At 70.0% G+C, this 19,451-nt stretch carries 8 protein-coding genes; 1 reads left to right on the forward strand and 7 read right to left on the reverse strand.

Going from position 1 to position 19,451, the window contains the following annotated elements; genetic code table 11:
- Nucleotides 1–142: 142 nt before the first annotated feature.
- On the forward strand, nucleotides 143–1,225 hold the full coding sequence (locus BpN12_RS06085) for a porin (protein WP_246794383.1): 1,083 nt from the start codon (nucleotides 143–145) through the stop codon (nucleotides 1,223–1,225).
- A 13-nt stretch (nucleotides 1,226–1,238) separates the two neighbouring features.
- Here the strand turns inward: BpN12_RS06085 and BpN12_RS06090 are convergent, their stop codons facing one another.
- The 7 genes from BpN12_RS06090 to BpN12_RS06120 form a co-directional block, all read right to left on the reverse strand.
- Entirely contained in the window at nucleotides 1,239–2,330 is a 1,092-nt protein-coding gene (locus BpN12_RS06090) for a GNAT family N-acetyltransferase (RefSeq protein ID WP_246794384.1), read from the reverse strand.
- A 22-nt stretch (nucleotides 2,331–2,352) separates the two neighbouring features.
- Nucleotides 2,353–2,808 (reverse strand): hypothetical protein, encoded by a 456-nt coding sequence (locus tag BpN12_RS06095; RefSeq protein WP_246794385.1) that lies wholly within the window; start codon nucleotides 2,806–2,808, stop codon nucleotides 2,353–2,355.
- A gap of 630 nt (nucleotides 2,809–3,438) precedes the next feature.
- Nucleotides 3,439–5,553: an HlyD family efflux transporter periplasmic adaptor subunit gene (locus BpN12_RS06100; RefSeq protein WP_246794386.1), complete on the reverse strand. Its 2,115-nt coding sequence runs from the start codon at nucleotides 5,551–5,553 to the stop codon at nucleotides 3,439–3,441.
- A gap of 16 nt (nucleotides 5,554–5,569) precedes the next feature.
- Nucleotides 5,570–7,024 (reverse strand): efflux RND transporter periplasmic adaptor subunit, encoded by a 1,455-nt coding sequence (locus BpN12_RS06105; protein WP_246794387.1) that lies wholly within the window; start codon nucleotides 7,022–7,024, stop codon nucleotides 5,570–5,572.
- 4 nt (nucleotides 7,025–7,028) lie between these two features.
- Nucleotides 7,029–7,865, reverse strand: a complete 837-nt coding sequence (locus tag BpN12_RS06110) for an efflux RND transporter periplasmic adaptor subunit (protein WP_246794388.1) — start codon at nucleotides 7,863–7,865, stop codon at nucleotides 7,029–7,031.
- Entirely contained in the window at nucleotides 7,862–9,508 is a 1,647-nt protein-coding gene (locus BpN12_RS06115; protein WP_246794389.1) for a TolC family protein, read from the reverse strand. Before BpN12_RS06115 ends, BpN12_RS06110 begins: the two co-directional genes overlap by 4 nt.
- A complete protein-coding gene (locus BpN12_RS06120; protein ID WP_246794390.1) occupies nucleotides 9,505–19,380 on the reverse strand; it encodes a DUF4347 domain-containing protein in 9,876 nt (3,291 codons plus the stop codon). The genes BpN12_RS06115 and BpN12_RS06120 overlap by 4 nt, the downstream gene beginning before the upstream one ends.
- Nucleotides 19,381–19,451 lie beyond the last annotated feature (71 nt).

The following is a 19,451-nucleotide window of genomic DNA, read 5'->3' on the forward strand; positions in this document are numbered from 1 at the left end:
CGATTCGCGCCGTGTCCCGCCGCGGTGGCCGATGCCACCGATGCCGGTGCGAACGGCTTGCCGTCGCACCGGCTTTTTACTGTGAGATTTTCCTTTCCGTTCGTTTCGGCCCGCGCCCGCGGGCCGGCGGAGCCGTTCATCGATGTTTTCCCATTTCGTTGCGAACGCAACTTTCAGCGGCGCCGCCGGACCGGGGCCGCGTGCCGTCCGGCGTGCCGCCGCAGTAGTGGCGTGTCTCGGCTTCGGCCTGCACGCGGGCGCCTGTGCCGCGCAGGGTTCGGTCACGCTGTACGGCCTGCTCGACACCAGCATCGAGGTGACCAACCCCGGCTCGGGCTGGGTGCCGCGGCTCGATTCGGGCGCCTATCGCGGCTCGCGCATCGGCGTGCGCGGCAGCGAACCGATCGGCGGCGGGCTGCGCGTGCTGTTCGCGCTCGAGAGCGGCTTCGGCTCCAGCGACGGCATGCTTTCCACGGCCGGCACGCTGTTCAACCGGCAGGCCTGGGTCGGGCTCGGCGCGCCGTGGGGCGAGCTGCGCGTGGGCCGGCAGTACTCGCCGATCTACATCCCGTTCAAAGGCCAGATCGATGCGTTCGGCGCAGGCACGATCGCCTCGGGCCTCAACAACCTGTCGAAGATCACGCCCTACGAGAGCGACGCGATCACCTACCTGTCGCCCGATTTCCACGGCTTCACGACCACGCTGATGGTGTCGCTGCGCGATCCGGCGGGCGGCGGCGCGAATGGGCTGGGCGGCAGCATCGCCACCTTCGCGTACCGGCACGGGCCGCTGCGGATCGCGTTCGCGCACCAGCAGACCAACGATGCGGGGGCGCTGCGCGCGAATCTCGGCGGCCTGTCCTGGGCATTCGGGCGGCTCACGGCGTTCGTCTCGATGTTCAACGGCGACGGCGGCACGCCGCGCTATCACGACGACGGCATGGCCGTGTCGATGCGCTACGCGATGACGGCGCGGCTGCGCGCCTCGCTCGGCTACACCTATCTGCGCGACCGCTCGGGCGGCGGCGACGACGCGGACCAGTTCAGCGCTGCGGCCGAGTACGATCTCTCGCCGCGCGTGCTGCTCTACGCGAGCGCCGGCTGGCTGCGCAATCGCGGCGCGGCCACCTTCACGCTGCGCGGCGTGAACGTGACGGGGCTCACGCCCGCGTATCCGGGCGCGACCGTGAAGGGCGTGCAGCTGGGAATGATCGAGCGGTTCTGAGCGCGGCTCGGGCTCAGCCCGCGCTCAGCGGCACGGCCGCCCTCACGTCCGAACCGAGGCGATCGAGCAGCGCGTGCAGTTCGTGCGCCACGGCACGCGGCGTACACGGCTCGCCCTGGCGATAGAACAGCTGATCCTCGTGCGGCGCGGCGCCCGCGATGCCGAGCGGCTCGAAGCCGAGCTTGCCCAGCGCGCTGCGCGACGGCGTGTTGTAGTCGAACACCTTCGCATAGCAGGCGCGCATGCCATGGCGCGCCCGCGCCAGCTCGAGCAGCCGCGCGACCGCGCGCGGCCCGAGCCCCCGGCCCTGGAAGTCGGGCCCCAGCCAGTAGTAGAAGAAGCCGACGGAATCATGCAGGGCGAGGCTGACGCAGCCGATGAAGCCCCACTCGCGGTGCAGCACCGCGAGGATGGATTTGCCGGCCTGGTAACCGCTTGCCAGCCAGTCGTGCCAGTGCTCGTTGCTCTCGAAGCGCGGCATGCAGCACAGCCGCGCGATGGCGGGGTCGTGGTACTGCCAGGCGAAGTCCGCCAGATGGTGATGCGCGAGCGGCTCCAGCACGAGTTCGGCCGTCGCCCAGCGCGCGGCATCGCGGATCGGCAGGCCGTCGCGCCAGCGCAGCCAGTGCCGCAACCGCGCGTGGCGTGCCGCATGGGCGTGCTCGCGCGGCTGCGCGAGCTGCAGCCGGATCGCCAGCGCGACGGCGGCCTCGCCGTCGCCGAGCCGGCGATGGGCCTCGATCACGTGCGGCGCGGCGCTGGCCGGAAGACGGCGCTCCCGTTCGAGCGCCGCGCCGACCGAGCCGACCAGCGGCCACGCCTGCCAGGCCGCCGCGAGTTCCAGCAGCGCCAGCCTGCCGTCGTCCGCGAGCGCCGGGCCGGCCTGCCGCCAGGCCGCGTGCAGGCCGCCCAGCCAGGCGCCGCGCTGCTGCGGCGCGAGCCATGGCGCGTGCCGCAGCAGGTCCGGCAGCCGGCGCGCCAGCAGCGCGACCGGCCAGCCGCCGTCCGCCAGCTCGGCGAACCATCGCGCGAGCGCGATGGGGTCGCCGCCGGCCGGCATCGCGTCGTGCGAAGCGGCGTCGGGCCCGGGTGGCACGGTGGGCATGTCGAGGTGGTCTTCCTGCGGATCAGACGAACGGGTTGTTGGTGGAATGTTCGTCCAGAAACGTATTCTCGCGGATGGTTTTCATCGCCGTATGCGTCAGCGTGAGCTCCGCCGCTTCCTTTCGCCTGGGCGGGGAGAGGCTGAACGTCGAGGTTCCCTTCGCGTGGTCGTTCTGGAGCCCGAAGCCGGCTCCATAGGAGTGGCTGTAGTCCGCTTTGAAATTGCCATTGGGACTCTCATAACCGATCCCGAACGTGCTGAAGGCGGCGAACGCCCGCACGTTGTCGTTTTCGTATTTCACGCCGGCCTCGATATCGATCATCTTGGCGCTGAGCTTGTGTTGTCCGTAGGTTCCGTTGTAGCTCATGAGATTGAAGTTGAAGCCAAGGCTAAGGCCATGGTCGCTCTTTTCGTATAGACCTGCGCGCGGGCCTTCGGGGCCGTGTTGGAAGCGTCTGCTGCTGTTGCTGTCGCTCATGCTGGTTTCCTTGCGTGGTGTGGAGGAGGTTGTCGAGTCGCCTCGACGACCGTTCCCTTCGCGCAGGCCGGCAGCCAGGTGCCGGCATCGAAGGGAACGGGCGGGGCGCCAGACCGCGACCGAGCCGCGCTTCCCGCTTCGCCGGGAGCGCGCGCCGCCGGCATCGCACGAAATTCGTCGATACCGGCCGATGGGGCGCGTGACGACGCCTCCGTGGCGGGTTTCACGCAAGTTTTGTGCTAGGACGAAGCCCGGTGCCGCCGGACCAGCCGCCAAGCGGCTCCCGGGCGCGCTGTGGAATGTGCGGGGGAGGCGGACTGGGTGCGATCGCACCTCACGGCTCGAGCTGCCGGGATGACGCGTCAGCGCCGTGGGCCGCGTCGGTGCTGGCTCGCGGCGATCGACGGCCGTGGTGGGACGGGAGCGCGGAGGGGTGGGTCGATATCGACTCGCGAACGTGGCGCGGGGCGGCGTGGGTCGGCGGACACGACAAGCCGGAGCGGGCGAGCCGATCCGGCCGATCCGGCCGGGATGCATCAAGCAAGCGCGTATCAGGCGAGTAGCGAGCGAACCTCACGCAGGCCCGTGCCGGCTCGGCCTGCTCGCGCGCCGAGCCGTTGGCGCGCCCGCTCAAAACCCCACTTCGCGCTGCAGCACCGCCGCCACGAAGCGAATCCCCTTGCCGACATAGCTCTCGCGCCCCGCGCCGAGCTGCACGGTGCCCGGCACCTCGCGCCCCAGCCCGTCGCCGCCGCTGCATTCGCCGAAGCGCACCTGCCAGGTGGCCGCGAGCGGCACCAGCTGATGCGTCCTCGCGTCCTGCTCGGCCGGGATCGGACCGCCGTAGGTGCTGGCCACCGACGGCGCGTCGAGCGTCGCCAGGTTGACCTTGTCGATCGCGTCGATCCGGCAGCGCCGCGCCGCGAGTTCGGGCAGGCTCGCCACGAAGCTGGCCGACTGCCCGGCCTTCAGGCGCGCCACGTCGTTCTCGCCCACGTAGGCGTCGCCCTTCACGGCACCGGGCGCGATCAGGTCGTAGAGCCGCTCGCCGCGCGGCAGCCAGGTGCCGGGCGCCTGCGCGTCATCGTTGGCCTGCACGGTGCCGTCGAACGGCGCGCGGATCGTCAGCTGCGCGATCTGCGCCTGCAGGCCGGCCACGGTCTGCCGCGCCGAATCCCAGCGATGCGAGAGCGCGGTGCCTTGCTTCTGCAGCCGCTCGTCGAACGGCTGCTGGTCGACTTCCCAGTGCAGCATCGCTTCGTCGGCGTTGGCGGCGGCCAGCTTGGCGTCGAGGTCGGGCGACACCAGCACGGCGAGCGTCTCGCCGGCGCGTACCTGCTGGCCGTCGCGCGCGGGCGCCGGGCTGGCGGCGAGGTAGCCCGGCGCCACGGTGTAGAGCCCTTGCGCGCGCTGCGGCGCGAGCACGGCCGGCGCGCTCACGCCGGCATGCCACGGCAGCACGAAGAAGCCCAGCAGCACGGCGCCGAGGATCGCGCTGCGGCGCGTCTCGCGGCACCAGCGCAGCTCGTCGCGGCGCTGCCAGGTGAGCGTGGCCTCGCGCCAGACCGGGCGCACGATGAACCAGCCGAACTCGACGCAGAACAGCAGCATGCCGAGCAGCTTGAAGAACGCGTGATAGACCACCAGCGCGATCGACATGAACACCACCAGCCGGTACAGCCAGGTGGCGAACGAGAACGCGATCAGGAAGCGCCGCCGCGAGGCGCGGCACGGCTCGGGCTGCGGATCGCCGAAGCCGAACAGCCACTCGCGCATCCACCAGCGGCCGAGCGCGAACGCGCGGTCGTGCAGGTTCGGCATGTCGAGCCAGTCCGACAGCAGGAAGTAGCCGTCGAAGCGCATGAACGGGCTGGCGTTGATGGCGAGCGTGGCCACCCAGGTGGTGGTGGCGAGCATGAACGCGCCGCCGCGCAGCGGCCCGTCGGGCAAGAGGCTCCAGGCCAGCGTCGCGAACGCGGCCAGCGCGATCTCGCTCAGCATGCCGGCCGCGCCGATCCAGAGCCGGTCGCGCCGCGCCGGCACCTTCCAGGCCTCGGTGGTGTCGGTGTAGAGCACCGGCAGCATCACCAGCAGCGCCACGCCCATGGTCGGCACGCGGCAGCCGTGGCGCTGCGCCGTGTAGGCATGCGCGAACTCGTGCAGGATCTTCGCGAAGCCGAGCGCGATGCCCACCCCGATCAGGCCGCGCCAGTCGGCGTAGCCGTGGAAGGTGTGGACGAACTCGTCCCAGTGGCGCGAGGCGAGGATCAGCCCGATCAGCGCGACGGCGGCCACCACGATCCACGACGCCGGCCGGAACGCGAAACGCACGTAGCGCTCGGTGGCGCGCAGCAGCGGCATCGGATGCCAGAGCGGAATCCGGATCATCAGGTAGTGCTTGAGCAGCCACATCGCGCGCGAGGTCTGCTGCGCGGCGCCGTGCTGTTCGAGCCGCGCGGTGTCGGCGGCGCTCGCGGACACCAGCAGGCTCTGCTGGCGCAGCATGCGCGCGAGCGCTTCCAGGTCGTCGAGCGTGACGGTCAGCGTGGTTTCGCGATTGACGGCATCGACGATCGCCTGCGCGTCGTCGAGCGGCCAGCGCGAGAGCATCTCGAAGGCCGGCCAGCCGATCTGGAAGAAGCGGTTGGCGGCCGGGTCGTGCAGCATCCAGGTGGGCGCGCCGTCGGGCGTGGCCGCGCCGGGCGAGAGCGTCAGCTCCTGGCGAAGTTGCGGAAGTCGTGGCATGGCGGAAGGCGCGGTGTCACCAGCCGAGCCATTGACGCGCGAGCGTCAGCGGGCGGCGCAACACGTAATAGATCGCCGGCACCCACGGGCCGCGGATGCGCGCGGTGCCCATCGCGCCGAGCGGGGCCTGCCGCGCATCCTGGTCGCGCGTGTCGAAGCTGGCGCGCACGCGGTAGGCGAGCACGCCCTCGGGGGTGGGCTCGGCGCGCCAGGCGATCGAATCGATGCGCGCGTCGTAGCTGGTGAGCGGCGAACTCTTCGGATAGAGCGTGAGCGCGGTACCGGGCTGCACGTCGATGTTGTCGGCCACCGGCAGCCAGGCGGTCACCTCGACGTGGGCCGGATCGGCCAGCACCAGGATCTTCTCGCCGACGGCCACCGCCTTGCCGGTCCATTCGTTCGGATCACTGAACACGGCCACTCCCGAGCGCGCGGCGTTCACGCTCACGCGAGCGAGCTGGCGCGCGGTGTAGTCGAGCTCGACGCGGCTCTGGTCGAGCTTGCCGCGCCGTTCGGCCATGTCCAGGCGCGTGCGGTCGTCGGTGACGGCGAGCTGCTCGGTCTGGCGGAATTCTTCCTGCGCGGTGTCGTAGTCCTTGCGCGCCACGGCATAGCGCGACTGCAGCGTGGTGGCGTCGAGGCCGAGCAGCGGCGTGCCGGCCTGCACCACCTGGTTCGGCTTCACGTAGAGCCGGTCGATCACGCCGTCGAGCGGCGAGCGCACCACGAACGGATCCTTCGGCGTGACTTCGGCCGGCGCGAGCACGGTCAGCCGCATCGGGATCACGCAGACCACGGCCAGGCCGATCAGCACGCGGCGCTGCTGGCGGCCGGGCCGCAGCACGGCGCGCGCGCGTTCGAGCCAGCTCGCGCGCGGCGAGAACGCCTCGAACGCATGCGCCCAGACCTGGCCGAGTTCGGTCAACAGCGCGGTATCGGTGGCGCTCCAGGCGGTGTCGCGCGCGAACACCACGCCGCCCACCGGGTGGCCGGCGCGGTCGGTCAGCGGCAGCCACGCGCCGTTCGCGGGCCACCAGGCCTCCCATTCGGCGGCCACGTGGGGCGCCTCGGCCTCGAGGTCGGCGGCGGTGAAGGTCTGCACCTTCGGCCGCGCCGGCAGCACCGGCGCGCCGTGGCCTTCCACGTGCGCGGCGGCGTCCTTCGGCGGCGCACCGCGCAGGCCGTGCGCGAGCGCCTTGCAGAGCGCGCCGAGCCACTGCACGTAGGGCGCGTTCGGGTCGCTCTGCGGCAGGCCCGAGACGGCGGCGACGTGGCCCGGCGTGTCGCCGCGCCACCAGGCGGCCTGCCGGTACGGCACCAGCGCGAGCGTTTCGTTGACGATCGTGAAGCCGAGCGTGGTTTCGCTCGCGGCCGCCCGCGCGCGCGTCGACAGCTGCCACAGCAGCGCGAGCTGCTGGCCGTCGATGCGGACCTGTTGCGCCGCGTCGTCGGCCCTATGCGTTTGCGTCATTGCATCACCGCGCGAAGGTCGCCCAGCCGCTCATGCCCGGCAGCAGTTCCGGCGCGCTGCCGTTGAGCGCCGCGGTCACGTCCACGGTCTGCGTGACCGGATCGACGCGCGCGCCGATCCGCGCGACCTTGGCCGGATAGGTCTTGCCCACCTCGTCCACCTGCACGCTGAGCGGATGGCCGGGCTTGAGCCAGGCGAGCCACTTCGACGGCACGATCATCTTCAGTTCGAGATGACTGGTGTCGATGATGGTCAGGAGCGGCTTGCCGGGTTCCGCGAACTGCTGCGGCGAGGCGCTGCGCTTGGAGACGCGGCCGTCGAACGGCGCCGAGATCGCGCACTTGTGGACGGTGGTCTGCATGTAGGCGACGTCGGCGGCGCTGGCCTTCTGCTTGGCCTGCGCCTGCTGCACTTCCAGCTCGCCGATCGAATGCAGCGCCTGCAGCTTGCGGTTCGTGTCGAGCAGCTCGCGTGCGCCTTCGGCGTCGGCCTGGGCCTTGCGCAGCTGGGCGGTGAACAGCGAGCAGTCGAGCGTGACGAGGGTCTGCCCGGCGCGGAACGTGTCGCCGTCGCGGAACGGCAGCGACGCGATCTTCGCCGAGATTTCGCTCGACACGTCCACCTGGTCGCGCGAGACCAGCTGGATGCGGATCCGCGAATCGTTGCCGTCCGGGCTCGCCGGCGCGGCGGCCGGTGCCGCGGGGGCGGCGGCCGGCGCCGGGGCGGGAGCCGGCCGCGCGGGCGGCGCGGCGGGCGCCGCCGCCGTGGCCGCCGAGGCGGCCTGTGCTGCGACGAGCAGCGCGACTGCGGCCGCTGCCCGGTATTTCATGAACTGCGTCATTTCTGCGTGGCTCCCGCCGGCAATGCCGCTGCCGCGGCGATCGTCGGACCCGGTTGCGCGAGGGCGGCGGCCTGGATGCCGTGCTGGGCGATGTCGTCCCAGCGCTTCTGCTCCTCGCCGATCGAGCGCGTCAGCGAGGCGATGTCGTTGCCGTTCAGCTTGGCCGGCACCGGATCGAGGCCGAGCGTGGCCAGCATCTGGCCGTAGGCGCTTTCGAGTTCGCCGTAGCTCTGGTACAGGCGCAGTTCGGACATCATCGCGGCGGTGGCCACGCGGATTTCCTCGAGCTTGCCCTGGGCGTTGGCCACGGTGGCGTTGTGCGTGTGTTCGAGGATCTGCTGGTCGATGTCGTTCAGCTGCTTGAACAGGTCGAACTGGCGCGTCTTGGCGCCGAGTTCGCTGCGCGCGACGTGGACCTGCGTGAGCACGGCCATGCTGAGCGCCATGCGCTGCATCTTCGCCACGTCGAGCTGGGCCTTCGCCGTGCCGCGGATGTTGCGCTCGTTGAGCAGGTTCAGCAGGTTCCAGCTCACGCTGATGCCGGCCGAGCGCCACGCGTTGTAGACCAGGAAGCTGTTGCTGTCGTAGTGCGCGCCGAGGCTGAACTCGATGCCGGGCAGCAGCTTGGCGATCGCCTTGTGCGTTTCGTTGACGCTGATGCGCTCGTTGTAGCTGGCCTCGACCAGTTCCGGGCGGCGCTGCAGCGCCATGTCTTCCATCTGCGGCATCGCCATGTCGAAGTTCGGCACGCGGAAGTCGTCGCTCGCGGCGAGCGTGAAGTCCTTGCCCGGTTCGAGGTTCATCAGCGAGGCGAGGCGCGGCTTGGCTTCCTCGAGCTGGTCGCGCACGGCTTCGAGCTGGCGCATCAGGTCGAGCAGCGAGCGCTGGTAGTTGAGCGTTTCCACCGGCGAGCGCAGGCCCTGCTGCTGGGCCGCGCGCGAATCGTCGAGCGCGCCCTTCGCCTGGTCGAGCAGCGGCCCGATGCGGTCATGCAGGCGCTGCGCGCCCTCCGCCTGCCAGTACGCCTCGCGCACCTGCTGCATCATCAACTGCACGACCTTGCGGCGGCGCTGCTCGAGCACCAGCACGTGGTCGGCCTGCTCCTTGGCCTCGAAATAGCTGACGCCGAAGTCGAGGATGTTCCAGGACAGGTTCAGGTCCGCGGTGCGGCTGTTCTTGTCGGTCGAGTACGAGGGAATCAACGATTCCTCGTGCGTATAGAGGCCTTCGGAGGCCGACGCGAGCTCGTGGTTGCGGTTCGTGTAGCCGGCCGCGGCGGTCAGCTTCGGCAGCAGGTCGAAGTTCGACAGGTCGAGCTGACGCTGCGCGAGCGCCTCTTCCATCATCTTCAGGCGATGGTCGAGGTTGTAGCGGATCGCGCGCGCCATCGCCTCGTCGAGCGTGATCGGCCCGCTCACCGGCTGCTGGTTCGCGAACATCGTCGTGCGGTCGGTGCGTGCCGTTTCGGCACGTTCGGCGTCGGAGAACGGGGCGGGCTTGACCGCGCAGCCGGACAGCCACACGACGGCGAGCGCGACCGCGAGCAGGGCGGGACGCGGTGCGCGTCCACGGAGCGACAGGGTTTTCACTTCGGCGGATCTCTTGTTGGATTGGGCGAGTTGGGTAAGGAAACCGGAATTCATGAGCGGCGCTCCGTGGTGGCCTGCAGGGCTTCGAACGGCACCGCGTCATGGCGGGCCACGTGCAAGACGGCGTGCGCGCTGGCGAACTGCGCGGCCAGCGACGCCTTCGAGGCGGGCAGCGCGGCATGCGGCTGCGGCGCGGCGGGGCCGTTGGCCGGGCGCGGCGACGGCTTCGCCGCGTCGTGGCCGTGGCCGTTCGCGCGCTGGCCGGCCGGTGCGTCGAAGCGCACCACCACGTCGCGGCGCGTGACGTTGCCGGCCGCGTCGCGCACCAGCAGCGTGACGTGTACCGAATGCACGCCGGCGGGCGGCGTGCCGGTCAGCACCCCGCGTGCCGCGTCGTAGTGCAGCCAGGCGGGCAGCGGCGCGCCGCCGGCCAGCGTCACGGCCACGTTGCCGGCTTCGCCGTGCGCAACGTCCTGGCCGGCCGGCGCGCGCAGCAGCGGCGCGACCGGCAGAGCGAAGCGGCTGCCCGCCTGCTGCAGCGGATGCACGTCGGCCGTCGGCAGCGTGTGCGTGACGGCCGGCGCGGCTTCCACGCCGCGCGGCACGATCGAATCGAGCGCGCTCACATGGGTGTCGCCGAGCGAATCGTCGCGATGGCCGTGCGGCGCGAACGTGAAGGTGGTGCGCGGCGCGATCGCGCCGAGCCCGTCCGGCGCCACGAGTTCGTTGAGCACGATCACCGGGTTCGAGATGCCGTCGCTATGGCCGTTGACGTCGGTGACGATCAGCGGGTTGCCGCGGCCCGAGAACAGCGGCGGCGGCGCGATCACCGGCGGCTCCAGGCGGTTCGGCTGCGGCCACGGCAGGATCGGCGTGCCGACCTGGTCCTGGCCGGCCTGGATATGCAGCGTGCGCGTGAGCGGCTGGCTGGTGGTGGTGCCGTCGCTGAGCGTGAAGGTCAGCGTGCGCGAGCCGGACTTGTTCTGGATCTGCGTGTCGCGGTAGGTCACGGCCGTGATGGCCGCCTGCCATTGCGCGAGCGTGGCCGTGCCGCTTGCCGAGCTCAGCGTGAGCGTGCCGGTGGCGGCGTTGTAGCTGGCCGTGATGTCGCCCGTCGCGGCGCTGGCGTTGAAGGCCAGCAGGTCGTGCGCCGGATCGAAACCGGCGCCGATCGCCACCGTCGCCAGGGTCGGCGGCGTGCCGTTGCGGTCGGTCAGCGTGATGCCGTCGCCGATCTGCGCCACCGTGGTGGCCTTGCCGTCGCCCGTGTAGGTCAGCGGCGGGGCCGTGTCGCTCACGCCGACGACGAGCGTCTGGTGGGTGGCGGTGACGGTCACGTCGCGCGAGTAGACGGCGCTGGTGGTGGTGCCGTCGTTGACGCTGACGCTGACGGTGCGGTTGGCGGTGTCGGGCGTGATCGCCGTGTCGGTATAGGTCACCGAGCGCAGCGCGGCCTGCCATTGCGCGATGGTGGCCGTCGCATCGGCCGAGCTCAGCGTGAGCGTGCCGGTGGTGGCGTCGTAGCTGGCCGTGATGTTGCCCATGGTGCCGTCGTTGGCGAACGCGAGCACGTCCTCGCCGGCGTGGAAGCCCGCACCGATCTGCACGGTGGCCGAGGCCAGCGTGGCGTTGTCGCGGTCGGACAGCGTGATGCCGGCGTCGATCGCGACCGGCGTCGAGGTGACGTTGTCGCCGGCCACGAATGCGGCGTTGCCGGTGCTGCCGGTCGAGATCACCGGCGTCTGGTCGGTGTCGGCCACGCTCACGTCGCGCGTGATCGCCGTGCTGTTCTTCACGCCGTCGTTGACGCTGAAGCCGATGGTGCGGGTGGCCGTGTCGGGCGTGACGGCCGTGTCGGTGTAGGTCACCGAGCGCAGCGCGGCCTGCCATTGCGCGATGGTGGCCGTCGCATCGGCCGAGCTCAGCGTCAGCGTGCCGGTGGCGGCATCGTAGCTGGCCGTGATGTTGCCCATCGTGCCGTCATTGGTGAACGCGAGCACGTCCTCGCCGGCGTGGAAGCCCGCACCGATCTGCACGGTGGCCGAGGCGAACGTGGTGTTGTCGGCATCCGACAGCGTGATGCCGGTATCGATCGTGACCGGCGTGGAGTCGACGTTGTCGCCGGCCACGAACGCGACGCCGCCGGTGCTGCTGGTCGAGATCAGCGGGGTCTGGTCGGTGGCCGTGACGCTCACGTCGCGCGTGTAGACGGCGCTCGTCTTCACGCCGTCGTTGACGCTGAAGTTGATGGTGCGGGTGGCCGTGTCGGGCGTGATCGCCGTGTCGAGGTAGGTGATCGAGCGCAGCGCGGCCTGCCACTGCGCGACGGTGGCCGTGCCGTCCAGCGAGCTCAGCGTGAGCACGCCGGTGGCGGCGTCGTAGCTGGCCGCGATGTTGCCCATCGTGCCGTCGTTGGTGAACGCGAGCACGTCCTCGCCGGCGTGGAAGCCCGCGCCGATCTGCACGGTGGCCGAGGCCAGCGTGCCGTTGTCGAGATCGCCGAGCGTGATGCCGGCGTCGATCGCGATCGGCGTCGAGGGGACGTTGTCGCCCGAGACGAACGCGGCGTCACCGCTGCTGCCGGTCGAGATCACCGGCGTCTGGTCGGTGTCGGCCACCGTCACGGTGCGCGTGATCGTCGTGCTGTTCTTCACGCCGTCGTTGACGCTGAAGCCGATGGTGCGGGTGGCGGTGTCGGGCGTGATGGCCGTGTCGGTGTAGGTCACCGAGCGCAGCGCGGCCTGCCATTGCGCGATGGTGGCCGTCGCATCGGCCGAGCTCAGCGTCAGCGTGCCGGCGGCGGCGTCGTAGCTGGCCGTGATGTTGCCCATCGTGCCGTCGTTGATGAAGCCGAGCACGTCCTCGCCGGCATGGAAGCCGGTGCCGATCTGCACGGTGGCCGAGGCGAACGTGGTGTTGTCGGCGTCCGACAGCACGATGCCGGTATCGACCGCCACCGGCGTGGAGGCGACGTTGTCGCCGGCCACGAACGCGGCGCTGCCGGTGCTGCCGGTCGAGATCAGCGGCGTCTGGTCGGTGACCGTGACGGTCACGTCGCGCGAGTAGACGGCGCTGGTCTTCAGGTTGTCGTTGACGGTGAAGCCGATGGTGCGCGTGGCCGGGTTCGGCGAGACGGCCGTGTCGAGGTAGGTGACCGCGTGCAGCGCGTTCTGCCATTGCAGCAGCGTGGCGCTGGCGCCGAACGAGTTCAGCGTGAGCGTGCCGGTGGTGGCGTCGTAGCTGGCCGTGATGTTGCCCATCGTCAGGCCGTCGTTGATGAAGCCGAGCACGTCCTCGCCGGCATGGAAGCCGGCGCCGATCTGCACGGTGGCCGAGGCCAGCGTGCTGTTGTCGAGATCGCTGAGCACGATGCCCGTATCGACGGCGATCGGCGTGGACGGGCCGTTGTCGGCCGACACGAACGCGGCCGGGCCGCCGCTCGTGGAATCGACGATCGGCGTCTGGTCGGTGTCGGCCACGCTGACGTCGCGCGTGAGCGGCGCGCTGGTCTTGGTGCCGTCGTTGACGGTGAAGCTGATGGTGCGCGACACCGCGGTGGGCGTGATGGCGGTGTCGGTGTAGGTGACGGCGCGCAGCGCGGCCTGCCATTGCGCGATGGTGGCCGTCGCGTCGGCCGAGGTCAGCGTGAGCGTGCCGTGCACGGCGTCGTAGGTGGCCGTGATGTTGCCCATCGTGCCGTCGTTGATGAAGCCGAGCACGTCCTCGCCGATCTGGAAACCGGCGCCGATCTGCACGGTGGCCGAGGCCAGCGTGGTGTTGTCGAGATCGCCGAGCACGATGTTGCTGTCGATCGCGACCGGCGTGGACACCGTGTTGTCGCCGGCCACGAACGCGGCCGGGCCGGTGCTGGTGCTGCTGGTGATCGGGGTCTGGTCGGTGTCGGCCACGGTGACGGTGCGCGTGTACGCCACGCTGTCCTTCGTGCCGTCGTTGACGAGGAAGCTGACGGTGCGGGTGGCCGTGTCGGGCGTGACGGCCGTGTCGACGTAGGTTACGGCGCGCAGCGCGGCCTGCCATTGGGCGACGGTGGCCGTGCCGTCCTGCGAGGTCAGCCTGAGCGTGCCGGTGGCGGCATCGTAGCTGGCCGTGATGTTGCCCATCGTGCCGTCGTTGGTGAACGTGAGCAGGTCCTCGCCGGCGTGGAAGCCGGTGCCGATCTGCACGACGGCCGTGGCCAGCGTGGTGTTGTCGGCGTCGCTCAGCGTGATGCCGGCGTCGATCGCCACCGGCGTGGACGGCGCGTTGTCGGCGGCCACGAACGCGGCGCTGCCGGTACTGCTGCTCGAGATCAGCGGCGTCTGGTCGGTGCCGGCCACGGTCACGTCGCGCGAGTAGACGGCGCTCGTCTTCACGTTGTCGTTGACGGCGAAATTGATGGTGCGCGTGGTCGTGTCGGGCGTGATCGCCGTGTCGAGATAGGTGATCGAGCGCAGCGCGGCCTGCCACTGCGCGAGCGTGGCCGAGTGGTTCTGCGAGGTCAGCGTGAGCGTGCCGATGGAGGGGTTGTAGATGCCCGTGATGTTGCCCATCGTGCCGTCGTTGATGAACGTGAGCACGTCCTCGCCGGCATGGAAGCCGGCGCCGATCTGCACGGTGGCCGAGGCCAGCGTGGTGTTGTCGAGATCGGACAGCGTGATGCCGTCGTCGATCGCGACCGGCGTGGAGGCGACGTTGTCGCCGGCCGCGAACGCGGCGTCACCGGTGCTGTTGGTCGAGATCACCGGGGTCTGGTCGGTGTCGGTCACGCTGACGGTGCGTGTCAGCGCGGTGCTCGACTTGGTGCCGTCGCTGATGGTGAACTGGATCGAGCGCTGCGTGTTGTCGGGCGTGACGGCCGTGTCGGTGTAGGTGACCGCGCGCAGCGCGTTCTGCCATTGCAGCTGGGTCGCGCTCGAATCGGCCGAGCTCAGCGTCAGCGTGCCGTGGACGGCGTCGTAGGTGGCCGTGATGTTGCCCATCGTGCCGTCGTTGATGAAGCCGAGCACGTCCTCGCCGGCGTTGAAGCCGGTGCCGATCTGCACGGTGGCCGTGCTCAGCGTGGGGGTGTCGAGGTCGGCCACCACGATGTTGGCGTCGATCGCGACCGGCGTGGACGGCGCGTTGTCGCCGGCCACGAACGCGGCGCTGCCGGTGCTGCTGGTGGACAGCAGCGGCGTCTGGTCGGTGTCGGTGACGGTGATGGTGCGCGTCAGCACGTTGCTGAACTGCGCGCCGGCGTTCAGCGAGAAGGCGACGGTGCGCGTCGCGCTGTTCGGCGTGACGAGCGTGTCGGTGTAGGTGACCGAGCGCAGCGCGGCCTGCCACTGCGCGAGCGTGGCCGAGCCGTCGCTCGAGCTCAGCGTGAGCACGCCGGTCAACTGGTTGTAGTTGCCGGTGATGTTGCCCATCGTCAGGCCGTCGTTGATGAACGAGAGCTGATCCTCGCCGCTGTGCAGGTTGCCGGTGATCGCGACCACCGCGCTGTCGACCACGTTGCCGAGCGGGTCCGCGACCGTCAGGTTCGAGTCGACCGCCACCGGCGTCGAGCTGGCGTTGTCGCCGGCCACGAAGCTCACGCTGCCGGTGCTGGTGGTGTCCAGCGCCGGGGCCGAGCTGATCACGTCCACGCTGTAGTTGATCGGGGAACTGGCCTTCACGCCGTCGTTGATGACGATGGCGAGCGTGCGCGTGCCGAGCGGGGCGTCGGCGGCGCCCGAGAACTGCAGGTTGTCGAGCACCGTCTGCCATTGCGCAATGGTGCCGCCGGTCGAACTGATCGTCAGCGTGCCGGTGGTGCTGTCGTAGTTGATGTTCATGCCGTTGGTCAGCGTCGACGTCGGCAGGCTGAAGCCGAGCGTGTCGCCCATCTGCATCCCGGACGTGAACTGCACCGTGATCGTCATCGACACCAGCGTCGAGCCGCTGACGTTCAGGTCGGTCAGCGTGATGCCGCTGTCGATCGAGGTGGCGGCCTGGCCCGGCAGGTAGGTGAGGCTGTTGTCCGAGGCGCCGAGCACCGGGGTCTGGTGGGTCGCGTTCACCGTGATGACCTTGCTCGAGCCGATGCTGGACTTGAAGCCGTCATTGGCGCTGAAGCTGATGGTGCGGTTCGCGGTCTGCGGCACGGCGGCCGTGTCGGTGTAGGTGACCGAGCGCAGCGCGGCCTGCCACTGCGCGATGGTCGACTCGCCGGCCGAGGTCAGCGTGAGCGTGCCGGTGCTGGCGTCGAAGTTTGCCTGGATGTCGCCGAACGAGCCGCCGCCGAGCGCGAGCACGTCCTCGCCGTTCTGGTAGTTGCCGGTGATCGCGATGGAGGCCGACGCCATGGTCGACGAGTCGGTGTCGGTCAGCGTCACGCCGGCATCGACCACGATCGGCGTGGACGGCGCATTATCGGCCGAGGTGAAGGTGACGGTGCCGCCGCTGTCGGTGACGATCGGCGACTGCTCGGTCAGCAGGACGTTGACCGTGCGGTTGAAGCTGGCGCTAAATTCCACGCCATCGCTGACGGTGATGCTGATGACACGCTGCGTGGTGCTCGGGCTCGAGGCGGCGTCCGTGAACGTGAGCGAGCGCAGCGCGGCCTGCCATTGCGCGAGCGTGGCCGTGCTGTTCTGCGAGATCAGCACCAGTATGCCGTTCGAATACGAGCCCACGATGTTGCCCATCGTCGAGCCGTCATTGGTGAACAGCAGGAAGTCGCCGTTCGAGTCGTAGCCGGACGAGATCACGACGTGGGCCTGCGCCAGCGTGGTGTTGTCGAGGTCCGAGAGCGTGATGGCCGGATCGATCACGATCGGCGTGGACGAGGCGTTGTCGCCCTGCGTGAACGTTGCGTTGCCCGTCGAGCCGTGGATGATCGGCGTCTGGTCGGTGTCGGTCACCGTCACGGTGGAGGTGATCGCCGTGCTGGTCTTGGTGCCGTCGCTGACCGAGAAAGTGACGGTACGCGCGCCGTTGCCGGGCGTGACGGCTGTCGAGTTGTAGGTCACGGCCTGCAGCGCGTTCTGCCACTGCGTGAGCGTGGCCTGGTTGCCCGACGAGGTCAGCGTCAGCACGCCGTTCACGTAGGTGGCCGAGATGTTGCCGTACAGCGCGGTGTTGTTGTTGTTGAAGGCGAGGACGTCGGTTGCCTCGTAGTGGGCCGTGATGCTGATCACGGCCTGCTGCAGCGGGCCGCCGTCCAGGTCGGTGACGGCGATGGCGCTGTTGACCGCGACCGCCGTCGAGGCCGCGTTGTCGCCGGCCACGAACGCGGCGGTGTTGCCGCCGCCGCCGAGCAACGGGGTCTGGTCGGTGGCCGTCACGGCCACGGTGCGCGTGGCTACCGCGCTGGTCAGCGTGCCGTCGTTGATCTGGTAGCTGACCGTGCGGGTCAGGGTGGACGGCACCACCAGGTCGTTGGTGAACTTGATCGAGGCGAGCGCGTTCTGCCACTGCAGCAGCGACGCGCCGCCGGCCGCGGTCAGCGTCAGGATGCCCGTGCCGCTGTCGTAGACGCCGCTGATGTTGCCCATCGTCGACGGGTTGCCGATGAACACCAGTTCGTCATGGTTGATCTGGAAGTTGCCGGTGATCGAGACGGTCGCGCTGACCAGCGTCGAGCTGTTGCCGTCGGCGAGCAGGACGCCCGCATCGACCGCGACCGGCGTCGAGGTGGCGTTGTCGCCGCTCACGAACTGCGCCGAGCCGACGTCGGTGCTGACCGTCGGGCCGAGCGTGACCACCATGCTGTGGTGCAGCAGCGCGCTGGTAGTGCTGCCGTCGCTGACCGCGAACGTGATGTCGCGCGTGCCGCCCGGCGTGCCCGTCGCGCTCGAGAACGTGACGGCCTCGAACGCGTTCTGCCATTGCGCGGCGGTGGCATTGTTGCTCACCGAGGTCAGCGTGAGCTGGTGCGAGGTCGGGTCGTAGCTGCCGACGATGTCGCCGTACAGCGTCGCGTTCGAGTTGTTGAACGCGAGCGTGTCGCCGGCGTTGTAGCCGCTCGCGATCGAGACGGTGCCCGAGGTCAGCTTCGGCGTGTCGGCGTCGCTGACGTGCAGGTTCGCGTCGACCGCGACCGCGGCCGTGCCGGCGATGTAGCCGGTGCTGGCCGCGCCGCCCTCGGTCACTTGCGGCGTCTGGTTGGTGGCCGTGATGGTGATGGTGCGCGTCGCGATGTTGCTCGACTCGATGCCGTCGTTGAACGAGAAGGTCACCGAGCGCGTGGCGGTGTTCAGGCCCGGCGTGGCTTCGCTGGAGAACAAGATCGACCGCAGCGCGGTCTGCCATTGGGCGATGGTCGGCGAACCGGAGCCGGTCAGCAGCAGGATGCCGGTGGTGGCGTCGTAGCTGCCGGTGATGCCGTTCTGCGCCGAGAACGACAGCAGGTCGCCGGTCTGCACGTTGGTGATGCGCACCGTGGCGGTGACCGCCGAGGCCGAGCCGGGGTCGGTCAGCGTGATGCCCGAGTCGACCGCCACCGGGGTACCGCCCACGCCGTTGTTGCCCGAGGTCCACGACGCGCTGCCGCTGCTGGTGGTCACGGTCGGGCCGTTGTCGATGTAGGCGAGGTTGTTGAGCGTCGGCTCGAAGCTGCCGGTGTCGTTCTGGTCGATCAGCGAGAACGAGACGATGTTGTTGAACGCGGTGCCGAGCTGGTTCGTGTTCGACACGCTGCCCTCGAAGCCGCCCACGGTGGCCGTGGCGAGCTGGATCAGCTGGCTCTTCGAGCCGTCCGCGTAGTTGGCCTGGATGTACAGGTCGCCGTTGAACGAGCTGAGGTCGAAGCTCTGCAGGCTGAACAGGTGGCCGTTCGCGAGCGAGATCGTGACGTTGCGCAGCGTCGAGGCGCCGTCGGCGTTGATCTCCAGCACGCCGTCGGTGGGCGAGACGGAGATGTCGCTCGGGGCCGGCCAGTTCGACGCGTTGTAGGCGAACGTGTTGTTGGTCTGGTCCATCGAGTAGACGATGCCGTCGAGCACGAACTGCGACTGGCCGACCGCCTGGAAATTGTTGGCGGCCGCGTCGTCGTAGGTCTCCGTCGTCACGCCGAGCAGTTCGTTGAACTGCGCCTGGGCGCTGGCCGATTCGTTCAGCGCGGTGTGGACGTTGCCGACCTGGTATTCGAGCGTCCAGTTGCCGCCGAGCGCGGTCGCGCCGGTCGCATCGGTGGAGGCCGCCACGTTCAGATGCGTGATGCCGGCGATCTTCTGCACCAGCGCCTGACCGTCGGCCTGCTGGGCCACGTCGCAGCCGTAGATCAGGAAGTCGCCGCCGGCGTTCATCGCCGCGCCGATCTGCGCGAGCTGCGTGGTGTAGGCGGACAGGTCGTTGTTGGTGAGCCAGGTCGAGCCGACCTGGATCATGCCGTCGCTGCCGTGCGAGATCAGGCTGATCGATTCGACGCCGTGGTGGGCCTGCAGGTACTGCGCGATCTGCGCAAGGCCGTCCGTGTTCGCGTCGAGCACCACGTACTGCGTGCCGGCGGGCAGGCCCGCGATCAGGACCTGGTAGTTCGCGACGCTCGGGTCGATGAACACGACCTGGGTCTGCGTGGCCGGCATCGCGACGCTTATGTCGTTCGCGGTGGCATGCTGCGTGTCCTGTTGCGTTGCCTGCGTCGGCTGCTGGTTCTGCGCGGCCGCAGCCGTCGAGGTCGGGTCGCTCGCCGCGCGCGAGGCGCTGCGCACCGGCTTGTCGACCGGGGCGTTGCCGGCGTTGTTCGACGTCGCGGCCGTGGACGTGTCGGTATGCGTCTCGGTGCGATGGATTTCCGAGTGCGCGTGTTCGTGCGCGTGCGGCTGGGCGGCCACGGCGGCCACCGATGCGTCGTAGACGACGCGCGGCTCGAGGGCGAGCAACAGCGGAGAGGCCGCGACGCGCGGGCCGGGCCGATTGGCGCTTTGCTTCTGGCGCGCGAACCACTGCTTGACGATCTTCATGGCGATATTCTCCTTGCTGCTGCCTGCCCGATGCCGCGCTTGCGGCTCCGGGGCCGTACCGGCCCCCGGCG

The organism is Burkholderia perseverans (genome assembly GCF_022870505.1).
GTDB lineage: Bacteria > Pseudomonadota > Gammaproteobacteria > Burkholderiales > Burkholderiaceae > Burkholderia > Burkholderia plantarii.